9 protein-coding genes are annotated in these 11711 nt (G+C 32.9%); 3 read left to right on the top strand and 6 right to left on the bottom strand.

What is annotated here, in order from left to right; translation table 11 throughout:
* Positions 1–10 precede the first annotated feature (10 nt).
* A complete protein-coding gene (locus H277_RS18905) occupies positions 11–676 on the top strand; it encodes a DUF2490 domain-containing protein (protein ID WP_019975376.1) in 666 nt (221 codons plus the stop codon).
* A 116-nt stretch (positions 677–792) separates the two neighbouring features.
* Here the strand turns inward: H277_RS18905 and H277_RS0109600 are convergent, their stop codons facing one another.
* From H277_RS0109600 to H277_RS0109575, 6 genes are all read right to left on the bottom strand, one after another.
* On the bottom strand, positions 793–2493 hold the full coding sequence (locus H277_RS0109600; RefSeq protein WP_019975375.1) for a ribonucleoside-diphosphate reductase subunit alpha: 1701 nt from the start codon (positions 2491–2493) through the stop codon (positions 793–795).
* Positions 2494–2572: 79 nt separating this feature from the next.
* On the bottom strand, positions 2573–3532 hold the full coding sequence (locus tag H277_RS0109595) for a ribonucleotide-diphosphate reductase subunit beta (RefSeq protein ID WP_019975374.1): 960 nt from the start codon (positions 3530–3532) through the stop codon (positions 2573–2575).
* 386 nt (positions 3533–3918) lie between these two features.
* Positions 3919–5481 carry a ribonuclease Y gene (gene rny / locus H277_RS0109590; protein WP_033422658.1) on the bottom strand — a complete coding sequence of 521 codons (1563 nt, stop codon included), beginning with the start codon at positions 5479–5481 and terminating at the stop codon, positions 3919–3921.
* 262 nt (positions 5482–5743) lie between these two features.
* Positions 5744–6034, bottom strand: coding sequence for a cell division protein ZapA (locus H277_RS0109585; protein WP_019975372.1), 291 nt, complete (start codon positions 6032–6034; stop codon positions 5744–5746).
* An 8-nt stretch (positions 6035–6042) separates the two neighbouring features.
* Positions 6043–6387 carry a hypothetical protein gene (locus H277_RS18900; RefSeq protein ID WP_019975371.1) on the bottom strand — a complete coding sequence of 115 codons (345 nt, stop codon included), beginning with the start codon at positions 6385–6387 and terminating at the stop codon, positions 6043–6045.
* A 121-nt stretch (positions 6388–6508) separates the two neighbouring features.
* A complete protein-coding gene (locus H277_RS0109575; RefSeq protein ID WP_026357520.1) occupies positions 6509–7330 on the bottom strand; it encodes a hypothetical protein in 822 nt (273 codons plus the stop codon).
* 234 nt (positions 7331–7564) lie between these two features.
* On the opposite strand from H277_RS0109575, the gene H277_RS0109570 reads away from it, so the two are divergent.
* Entirely contained in the window at positions 7565–9256 is a 1692-nt protein-coding gene (locus H277_RS0109570) for a M23 family metallopeptidase (protein ID WP_019975369.1), read from the top strand.
* A complete protein-coding gene (locus H277_RS0109565; RefSeq protein WP_019975368.1) occupies positions 9204–11642 on the top strand; it encodes a TonB-dependent receptor in 2439 nt (812 codons plus the stop codon). Before H277_RS0109570 ends, H277_RS0109565 begins: the two co-directional genes overlap by 53 nt.
* Positions 11643–11711 lie beyond the last annotated feature (69 nt).

Genomic DNA, 11711 nt, shown 5'->3' with positions numbered 1-11711 from the left:
ATTGTACGAAATGAAGAAGGTTTTAACCGGTATTATTGTTTTAGGAAGTATGTGTATTCAAGCTCAGGAAAGTGACTTTAGAACTTGGGGAATTTTAAATATCAATCAAAAAATTGATAATGATTTTAGTTTCCAATCTGATATACAATACCGCGCATATGAGAATTTAGATCAACTACAGCAACTTTTAATTCGTGGTGGAATTGGGTACAATCTTACCGAAAATAACAATAATGTCTTAGTTGGTTATGCTTATATTCAGAATCGTACACCTTCCGTAGCAGATGACTATGCTCATAGCCACGAGCACCGTTTGTATCAACAATTCAATACAAAACATGCCATAGAACAATTTAATTTTGCACAACGCTTCCGTTTTGAAGAACGGTTTTTAGAACATGATACACAATTTAGATTTCGTTATCAATTGACAACGACTGTTCCTTTAAACAATCCAAAATTGATTGAAAATACATGGTATTTGAAAGCTTATAACGAATTGTTCTTACAGGCAGTTAAAAACCAAACATTTGACCGAAATCGTTTGGGATTAAATCTGGGGTATGTGATTTCTCCTGTATTTAGCTTAGAAGCAGGATACATGCTACAAAGTCTGAAAAAATCGCATACAGATCAATTGATGGTAGGTTTGACAATTAATAATCCTATTAAATAGTCTTCTCTTTTATTTAGGATTTTTTAATACTTAATGTATGAAAATTCATAAAATCTAAAAATCCGCTCAAAAGAGCGGATTTTCTATTTGTAATAAAATAAATATATCATTTCCTATTAAGCCTCACAAGAAGAACAAGAAACTAAGTTTGCAACTAGTTCTTTTGATACTGATTGTGAACGTTGATAGTACAATGTTTTCACACCTAATTGCCACGCTTCAATCATCAAGCGATTAACTTCTTTCACAGGTAAATCCGGTGGAATATTTAAGTTTAATGATTGTGATTGATCCACATATTTTTGACGAATTGCAGCTTGTTGTACAATTTCTAATTGAGAAATCTCTTTGAACGTTTTGAATACATCTTTTTCCTCTTTTGTCAGTTGATCAATGTGCTGAACAGAACCTCCATTTAGCATAATTTCACGCCAAATATCTTCGTTATCCAAACCTTTTTCTTGCAATAATTTTGTCAGATATTTGTTTTTACGCATAAAGTTTCCTTTCGACAAACCTGCTTTATAATAGTTGGAAGCAAATGGTTCTATCCCCGGAGATGTTTGTCCTAAAATTGCAGAAGAAGAAGTTGTAGGCGCAATTGCACATGTTGTCGTATTACGACGTCCATAACCTTTTAATACTTCTGGTTCTCCATAGATACGAGCCAATTCTTCTGAAGCTTTATCTGCTTTGGATTGAATATGTTTAAAGATTTCTGTTGTACGTAATTTCGCCTCCATTCCTTCGAAAGGAATCATATTACGCTGTAAATAAGAATGCCATCCCAGTACTCCTAAACCTAATGCACGATGACGTTTTGCAAAACGATTTGCCGAAGCTAAATAATAATTTCCTTCTGTTTTTTCAATAAATTCTTGCAAAACAGCATCCAAGAAAAAGATTGCTAAACGTACAGCTTCTGTATCTTTCCATTCGTCATATAATTCTAAGTTCATAGAAGATAAACAACAAATAAATGATTCGTCTGCTGATGAAGGCAACATAATTTCCGAACAAAGATTAGATGCATTAATAGACATTCCTAAATCTTTGTAAACTTGTGGTTTATTTTTATTTACATTATCTGTAAAAAATAAATACGGCAATCCTTTTTCTTGACGAGACTCTAAAACTTTAGCCCAAATTTGGCGTTTTTCAGCATCTCCATCAATCATCTCCTGCATCCAATAATCCGGAACACAAACCCCATAAAATAAATTCTGAATTGGGTTTCCAATCGATTTAATTTTCAAAAATTCTTCAATATCATCATGGTCAATATCCAAATAAGCTGCAAAAGCGCCACGACGAGTAGACCCTTGCGAAACAACATTCATCGCAGAATTGAACAATTCCATAAATGATACTGCTCCACTACTCTTTCCGTTATCTGTAATCGCTGCACCACGCTCACGTAAACCACCGAAATACCCTGAAGTACCACCTCCAATTTTTGTTTGCATGATGACCTCTCCTAATTTATGCGTAATTCCTTCAATACTATCAGGAATATGAACATTGAAACAAGAAATTGGTAAACCACGTTCTGTTCCCATATTTGCCCAAATAGGAGATGATAAACTCATCCAACCTCTTTCAATCATTTCTTTGAAAGATTCTTGTAGTTCCGGTTTGTATAAACGTCTTGCTGCCGCAGCAGTAATACGGTCTATTGCTCCCTCAACTGTTTCCCCTTTCAACAAATAACCTCTATTCAAAATTTGTTCAGATTCAGAATTTTTCCACCATAATTTTGGTGTTTCACCCTCAAAAAAGATGTTTTGAATGTCGTCGTGTGGTATCGGATTGTCCATAGTTTTAGAATTTATAATAATGTGATATTGTGAAATAATTTAACTTTATAGTTGTGTTTTTGATGAAAAGTTCCGGTTCTTAAAATAAATCGTCTGCCGAGATACTTTTATCGTGCTTTGTATAATCTACCGGTCTTTTTGCGAAAAAATCGTCTAAGCTGCTTGCAAAAACTTCTTCTTCGAACCACGCCATTGGTTTATATTGTTCTTGTGAAATATGGTATATTTTTTTGAAACCAATTTTCGTAATCGCTTCATCAATACGATACTTCATATAATTCAATAAATCTGCTTTTGTATAATAACCAAATTCTCCTTTTTCGAAAATCCAGTCTAACATCATTTCTTCCTGTTCGATGTAACCACGAACTGCAGTTTCCACCCAATTTTGGTCTAATTCATCTGGTAATAATCCTTCTTCACGAATTTTGTTAATCAAATAAATTCCGGCATTTGCATGAATTTGTTCATCTGTAGAAGTCCAGGCAATGATATTTGCTGTATTTTTCATTAAACCATCAAAGCGAGTGAATGCTAAAATGTTTGCAAATTTAGAAAACAAAGAACTATCTTCAATTACCAATGCAAAGAACAATAATTTTTCTACGATTGATTTATTCTCATCGCGCATAATCTCACCTACAAACGTATTATAACTTTTGAAAATAGGATTTTGCAAGGCTACATTAAATTCGTCTAAATAACCGTTTACTTCTAAAATCCTTGAATACGCTTCACTATGTCTGAATTCACATTCTGCAAAAGTAGCTCCTAATCCGTTTAATTCTGGTTTTGGAAAATAATGATATAAATCTCCCCAGAAGCCTTTCACTGTTACTTCAACTTGCGCTATAGACAAAATAGAACGTTTGTGTATTTCACGTTTCACATCATCTAAATTTGCATGATAATCTTGGATATCTGATGTAAAATCTACTTCTCCATGTACCCAATATGCTTTTTGGATGGCTTCTGTAAAGGTTAAAATTTCAGGATATTCAAACGGTTTATAATTTACTCTCTTATCAAAAATAGACATAGTTTTTTTTGGACTTTTTAGATTAATAAACTTTGATGAAAACGATTTTATTTCATGTAAAAAAATAAAGTTGATGGTCTTATTTTTTTTACAAATTGAACCTCAATAGGGTTACATTTTCGTTTCAATTATTCATCGATTCTTTCAAAATTAAGATAAGATTTCACAATTAAAAATTTTGTACTCTTAAAAATTAAAAAGGTTATCAACAAGTTGTTAATTATTTGATTCGAAGCAAATTAATCTCAATTATTCATCTGTTATAATTTAATTAAAATTATCAACACAACCACTATAACTTATATTATTTTTTCACAAATTAATATAAAAAAATAGGCAAGCCTTGATATAGACTTGCCTAAAGATATTGATTTTAATTCTAAATTTTATCTTGCAATATTTACCGCACGTGTTTCACGAATTACAGTGACACGGACTTGACCTGGATAAGTCATTTCATTTTGGATTTTGTCTGAAATTAAGAAAGATAATTCAGCTGCTTTTGTATCATCTACTTTATCACTTTCTACAATTACACGTAATTCACGACCTGCCTGAATTGCATATGCTTTTTCTACTCCATCAAAATTAAGTGCAGTTGCCTCCAAGTCTTTTAGACGTTGCATATACGACTCTACAACTTGACGACGAGCACCTGGACGAGCACCTGAAATCGCATCGGCTACCTGTACGATTGGTGAAATTAATGATGTCATTTCAATCTCATCGTGGTGGGCTCCAATTGCATTAATTACATCTGGGTGCTCCCCATATTTTTCAGCCCATTGCATCCCCAAAATTGCGTGAGGCAATTCTGACTCTTGCTCCGGAACTTTACCAATATCGTGTAATAAACCGGCACGTTTAGCCAATTTAGGATTCAATCCTAATTCTGCAGCCAATGTTCCGGCTAAATTTGCAACCTCTCGAGAGTGTTGTAATAAATTCTGTCCATAAGAAGAACGGTATTTCATACGACCTATGATACGAACTAAATCTTTATGTAAGCCATGAATACCTAAATCTAAGATTGTTTTCTTACCAACCTCAATAATTTCGTCTTCAATCTGCTTTGTTGTTTTCGCAACTACTTCTTCAATACGAGCCGGATGAATACGTCCATCTGTCACTAAACGGTGCAAAGATAAACGGGCAATTTCACGACGAACAGGATCAAAACATGAAAGAATAATTGCTTCCGGCGTATCATCTACAATGACTTCAACACCTGTAGCTGCTTCTATTGCACGAATGTTACGACCTTCACGACCAATAATACGTCCTTTTATTTCATCTGATTCAATATTAAACACTGATACCGCGTTCTCAATTGCCTGCTCAGTACCAATCCGTTGAATAGAAGAGACAACAATTTTACGTGCTTCGTTTTTCGCATCCAACTCAGCTTCTTCCATAATCTCTTGGATATGAGCCTGAGCTTTAGTTCGTGCTTCATCTTTCAAAACTTCTATTAATTCAGCACGAGCTTCTTCAGCAGAATAATTTGAAATTTTTTCCAGGATTTCTACTTGTTTTTTATGCATCGTATCCACTTCTTTTTGCTTAATATTAAGCTTTTCAGTGCGTGCTTGTATATTTCCTTTCTCAGATTTTATCTGATCTTTTTGTTTCTGAATTTCTGCTAAGTCCGTTTTGATTCTCTCTTCACGTTCTTTTACTTTAAGCTCAGCATCAGCTACTTTTCTTTCACGTTGGTTTACAACCTCTTCGTGTTTAGATTTTAATTCCAAAAATTTTTCTTTTGCTTGAAAAATTTTCTCTTTTTTAATGGCTTCACCATCTTTCTCAGCATCATTAATCAAAGTTTGTGCTTTGCGAGTTGCTTCATCAATCAGTTCTTGATTCTGTTTATCAACTGATTTCTTTGATAAGAAATAACCCACTACTGCACCTACGATTAATGTAACAATTGCAATAATTATTGTCATAATTGGGTCCATAGATTATGTAATGTTTATATATAAAAAAACCTACATTAGTAAAGTATGTTTTGAGTTAACTCCTGTAAACAGGATTTGAGTTAGTCCGTCAGTCAAGTATCCGCTGTCATATAAATGAACCAAAAGGTTGCGGCCCGCTTTCCGAACGGTGTTCACTCGGTAACAAAACTAGTGTTGAGTTAACCAAAATAGCTAGAACTAATGTAGGAATATTGTTTAATGGACAGTTTCACAACTGTCAGAACTTCTCTTATTTTGCGATTGACTGATCAATCAATTCTAATAACTTCGAAATACGCTCTGTTGTCATTTCTTCATTATCTTTCACTTGCTTTTTCAACTTTGCTTCACGTAAAGCTAATTGGATTGTCACCATAGCAAGGGCATCTTGTTTGTCAGAAACAGCGTACTTTTGTTCAAATTGTTTCAAAATACTATTTATCTCTTCTGCGCAAGAAAGTAACATTTCTTCTTCATCAGAATTAATCGTCATTGGATAATGACGTGAAGCAATTTTTATCTCAATTCGTTGAGTTGACATTCTTTTTATTAGTTATTTGTTTTAATTTGAGCGATGCAAGTATCGACTTCTTTTATTAATTTGTTCATTCTTTGCTTCATCATTTGTTTGTACTCCTGATTTCCACTCATTGCATTGACGACTTTTAATCGTTTTACTTCCTCATTTAAATTTAAATTATTCGCTTGCGAATCTCTCAATTTATTTTTTAATCTGGCATTTTCTTCTTTCAACGAATTGATTTCATTTTGCAATTTTTCCAATTCCTGTATCGAGTTTTCAGCGCCTTTTAATATATCTTTATAATTCCCAAGTTGGCCTAAAACACTTAAAACTTTGTTTTCAAGTTCATTAAATTTCACCATTTTTTCCATCTCCTGAGAATTTCAATTATTCTAGCTTCTATTGCAAAAATAGTATTTTTTTGTTTCTAATCAATAGAAAAACCTAAATATTATCAGTTTTTTCTTATTCATTTGACAAATAGAGATTTACTTAGTTTTTTTGGTTTGATTCTCTTTTCTTCACTATTCTTACAACATACTTGATTCCAAAAAACAAAAACGATACCGAAAGAATTGTTGGCAGAAATTGACAAAAAACAATCAGTATCGATTTGAAATAATATAATCCATCTTCCCAACTTTGTTTTAACTCATATCCTAAATTGATTTCTCTGTATGTTTTAAGTTCTGTTTGAGGTAAAACATTCGTTACAATTCGGGGTTCTTCCGATAAACGATAAGCTATAGTCGCATAACTTGTGGTATCATGAATCAAAGCTTTGTTTACTTTATTTTCAATTTGTGTCGAAATTTTAACCGAATTATTGTGTGCATTTTTCAAATCATTTTCATATTTCTGAAATGTCATTTCTTCATTATTAATTAAAATATGCTCGATGATTAATCCTTTTTCTACTGCAAATTTGACATGTTCACGCAGTTGGTTGGAAGGCACTTTAAGTTCTATCAAATAGGTTCGTTGAATTTTATCCATTTTCTTGACACTGTCTTCTGATAATTCAACCTTATCAGAATCTAAGACCTGATTCGCCATTTCACTATTTAAAACAAATCCTTTAAGATTTATCGCGTTCTCTTCAATTTGCTGAGCATCTTTCATCGCATCTTTCACTTTCATGTCAATCAAAGCATTCGATGTAAAAATTTTCCCCTCCACTTCAGGGTTTGCTGCATTAGAAACGATCATCTCTTCTTTGGCTTCCGAACTAATCTCCCTGCTATTTGCACCTTCGTTTTTATTACAACTTGTTATTGATGCAATCACAAAAATTGCTAAAATCATTTTTCGCATAACTGTATTTTTTAAGTTTGATTTAAAAGTAGTTGCAACATTTTTTAACCTTTAACCAAAATACTTTTCTTTTCCTTGTTTATTATTTTACAAATACAAAAAACTACTAATCAAGGTTTTAAATTTATTTTACAAAGAATTATTGTGAAATAGTTTTCAGAAATTCAAAAGATTAAAGATGTTTGTAAAAGATTTAGTTTATTTTTAACTAATTGTTAATTTTTGAAAAGAAAAATGAAAGTGATTAAACCAATTATCCTGAACTTAGTATTAAGCTCTGTTGTGTTTGGACAACGGGCAGAACAACCAAAATCTGAAAATTATCCAAAAAATATATTTCAAAACCCATTAGAAATCACTAATTATTTAGCTGGTAATTTTGGAGAATTACGCTCCAATCATTTTCATGCGGGACTAGATATCAAAACACAACAACGGGAAGGTTTGAAAGTAAAAGCTGTTGGCGACGGATACATCTCTCGTATTAATGTTTCACCAACTGGTTATGGAAATGCTTTGTACATCGATCATCCCAATGGTTACACTTCTGTTTATGCTCATTTGAGAGAGTTTACTCCGGAACTTCAAGCTTATGTTCGTAAACAACAATATGCGAATGAAACATTTAAAATAGAACTTCATCCGAAACCAAATGAAATCCCGGTTAAAATGGGAGATCTAATTGCTCTTTCAGGGAATTCAGGAGGTTCTGGGGGTCCGCATTTACATTTCGAAATTCGTGATACAAAATCTGAAGAACCTATTAACCCATTCTATTTTGGTTTTGATATTCCGGATACACGAAAGCCAAGCATTTTAGGACTATATGCTTACCCTATTTATGGAGATATCAATCAAAAAACAAGTCGGGTTGTAGTGGCTAACGGAGGAACTCTTTCAGCTTCAGGAGCTATCGGATTTGGTGTAAAAGCTTATGATAAACACAATGGAGCAGAAAATAACAATGGAGTTCATCAAATTAATATTTACGTGAATGATGAACCTATTTATACTTTTACTTCCAATCGCTTTTCATTCGATGAGGCACGAGCGATAAATAGTGTTTGCGATTATGGCGATATTCAAAAAAATAACAGCTGGGTCTATCAAGGGTTTGTAAAAGATGGAAATCCTGTAAGAATGTATTCGAATTTAAAAAATAATGGTGTTTTAGAAGTGGAAGAAGGGAAATCGTACAAGATAAAAATTGAAGTTTCCGATTATGCAGGTAATTTATCGACACAATCCTTTACTGTGAATGGAAAACCTTATATAGATTCAGCTAAACTTCCTGAAACGAATCCTATATTTTGGAACAAAGAAAATCATTTTAAAAATCAAGGTATCGAAATCTTTTTTCCAAAAAATATTTTCTATGAAGATTTTGATCTAACCTACAAGTTTCAAAATGGTAAACATTGGGTTGGAGATTACTATATGCCCGTTCATCAATCCTATACACTTGTAATAGAACCAACTGTTGAAATTCCGACTGCTCAATTGGATAAAGCTGTAATTGTTCGTGAATACCAAAAGAGAGGGGGTTGGAAAAAAGATTATTTGACAACAGAACTTAAAAACGGAAAGCTTGTAGCAAATCCAAAAGATTTTGGTGTTTTTTCTGTTATGATTGATAATACTAAACCAACAATTACTCCGTTAAATATCAAATCAGATAGTCAATTTACTCAATCAAATGGCATCATCAAGTTTACAATTAATGATGCGCATTCCGGAATAAAAGACTACAAAGCTTATATCGATGGAAAATGGGTTTTGGCCGAATATGATCAAAAAATTAAACGATTAACAATTAATTTGAATCAAGAACAAATTTCGGTTGGTGACCATCAATTAGAATTAAACGTGAAAGATGAAAAAAACAACACAGCAACGTACTCTACAACATTCAAAAAGATTTCTTAGTACCATAAGTTTATCTCTTTTGGGTGGAATTTTATTTGCACAAACTGCACAAATTAATGGTAAAGTTGTCGACGAAAATAGAATTCCGATTAGTGAAGCGGAAATTATTATAGGTGATCAATCATTTTTTACTGATCAAAATGGTAATTTCAAACTTGACATCCCTTCTAATCAATCGGTCACCATAACATTCAATACGAATGGTTATCATTCGTATGCGCAAACTTTTACTTTAAAAGATAAAAACAAAAAGGAAGTATTTGTCCAATTGGTTCCTGATCAAACCAATGCTATTCAACTAGGAGAAGCGGTTATTTCTTTTCAATCAAACAAAAATAAACCTTTACAAAGCACTGTTCTGAGTGCTGCACAAATGCAGCAAGGACCTAGTTTAACAGGTGGAGTTTCCGATTTATTAAAAACGTTGCCGTTTGTAAACTCAAATACCGAATTGAGTTCACAGTACATGGTTCGCGGAGGAAACTATGATGAAAATTTAATTTACGTTAATGGAATTGAAATTTATAAACCTCAACTCATTCGCTCCGGAGAGCAAGAAGGTTTAGGCTTTGTAAATCCTGCCATGACAGAATTTATCAATTTTTCTGCTGGAGGTTGGGAAGCAAAGTATGGTGATAAAATGTCTTCTGTTTTAGATGTTACCTACAAACGTCCAAAAAAGTTTGAAGGTCAGTTAGAAGCAAGTCTAATGGGAGGAAGTTTAACATTAGGTGGTGCTTCAAAAGACAAAAAACTTTCGGCTATCGTTGGTGCACGTTATCAAAATAGAAATTTAATTTTAAATACCTTAAAAGGTGATACCAACTTTAATCCTGAATATTATGATGTTCAGGCAAATATCAATTATAAATTAAATGACAAATGGAATGTTGCTTTTTTAGGAACAATGTCACGTTCGCGTTACGAAATGTTCCCTATAAAACGTGATACTTATATTAATGCAATGGACAACCCATTGTTGTTAACTGTTCATTACAATGGGAAAGAAGATGACAAATTTGCAACAGAAACAGGAAGTTTATCTTTTACATATCAACCAAATTCTAAATTGGATCTAGGATTGGATATTTTTGCATATCACTCTAAGGAACGTGAATATTTCGATATTCAAGGTTCTTATTTTATTTCACAAGTCGACGACAAAGGAAATGCAACTTCTACCAATGATGTTGGTTCACAAATTGACCATGCTCGAAATAATTTTGATGCATTAGTCGCAGGAATACAGCACAAAGGAAAATACAAAATCAACGGCAACAATGATATTGAATGGGGAATAAAATTTCAGCAGGAGGATATTCGTGATTTATTAGGAGAGTGGCAAGCTATCGATTCTACCGGATATGTGGTTAATCCTGATCCAACGAGTGGTTTGAATTTGAGTTATTATGTTAATTCAAAAAATAAATTAAAAACCAATCGCTTTTCTGGTTACGCACAATACACCAGTAAGTTCATGTGGAATGACGCTAAAGTATTATTCAATGCAGGTGTAAGAGCAGCATATTGGGATTTTAACGAAGAAACAACTATTTCGCCTCGTGCTCAGATTGCGATTAAACCAGATTGGGAAAGTGACATGTTGTTTCGCTTTTCAACAGGTTTATATTATCAGCCCCCTTTTTATCGTGAAATCCGCCGTTTAGATGGTTCTCTGAATGATAAAGTAAAATCACAACAATCGATTCATTTTATTCTTGGAAACGATTATGAATTTAAATGGATGGATCGTCCGTTCAAACTAACAACAGAAGTTTATTACAAAATATTAAATGATTTAAATCCTTATTATGTTGACAATGTAAGAATTCGTTATACAGCAGATAATAATTCGAAAGGTTATGCATATGGTATCGACATGCGCTTATTTGGGCAATTTGTTCCCGGAATTGATTCGTGGTTCTCTGCTTCCTATGCACGCGCTTATCAAAATATTGACGACAAAGGAAATATTCCGTTACCAACAGACCCACTCTTCAAATTATCTGCATTTTTCCAAGATTATATGGAGTTTTTACCTTCATTCAAAGTCAATGTCAATTTGATTTATGCATCAGGTTTACCAAATGGAGCACCTCAGTTTGCTGATCCTTATAATTATCAAACGACTTTATCAGATTACAAACGGGTAGATATTGGTTTTGTAAAGGAAATTATCAATCAAAAAGAATTAAAACCTTCAAAAGGAACATTTTGGAGTAATTTCAAAGAAATTTCAATTGGTGTAGATGTTTTCAATGTGTTTGATATTAAAAACGAAATCAGTAACTCATGGATTCGCGATGTCAATTCAAACGCTGTTTATACAATGCCAAATTATTTGACTGGACGATTTTTTAACGGAAAAATTAATTTCAAATTCTAATCCGAAAAAATATTTATACTTTTACCAAGCACTTCTCACGACAGAAGTGCTTCTTTTTTATCTAAAATC

It is taken from the genome of Empedobacter brevis NBRC 14943 = ATCC 43319, assembly GCF_000382425.1.
In the GTDB taxonomy this organism is placed as follows: domain Bacteria; phylum Bacteroidota; class Bacteroidia; order Flavobacteriales; family Weeksellaceae; genus Empedobacter; species Empedobacter brevis.
This window is presented reverse-complemented; position numbering and strand designations above follow the sequence as displayed.

Excerpts from the sequence above, each read along its gene's own strand:
- H277_RS18905 (WP_019975376.1), top strand. The coding sequence starts at position 11 with ATGAAGAAGGTTTTAACCGGTATTATTGTTTTAGGAAGTATGTGTATT.
- H277_RS0109600 (WP_019975375.1), bottom strand. The coding sequence starts at position 2,493 with ATGGACAATCCGATACCACACGACGACATTCAAAACATCTTTTTTGAG.
- H277_RS0109595 (WP_019975374.1), bottom strand. The coding sequence starts at position 3,532 with ATGTCTATTTTTGATAAGAGAGTAAATTATAAACCGTTTGAATATCCT.
- rny (WP_033422658.1), bottom strand. The coding sequence starts at position 5,481 with ATGACAATAATTATTGCAATTGTTACATTAATCGTAGGTGCAGTAGTG.
- H277_RS0109585 (WP_019975372.1), bottom strand. The coding sequence starts at position 6,034 with ATGTCAACTCAACGAATTGAGATAAAAATTGCTTCACGTCATTATCCA.
- H277_RS18900 (WP_019975371.1), bottom strand. The coding sequence starts at position 6,387 with ATGGAAAAAATGGTGAAATTTAATGAACTTGAAAACAAAGTTTTAAGT.
- H277_RS0109575 (WP_026357520.1), bottom strand. The coding sequence starts at position 7,330 with ATGCGAAAAATGATTTTAGCAATTTTTGTGATTGCATCAATAACAAGT.
- H277_RS0109570 (WP_019975369.1), top strand. The coding sequence starts at position 7,565 with ATGAAAGTGATTAAACCAATTATCCTGAACTTAGTATTAAGCTCTGTT.
- H277_RS0109565 (WP_019975368.1), top strand. The coding sequence starts at position 9,204 with ATGAAAAAAACAACACAGCAACGTACTCTACAACATTCAAAAAGATTT.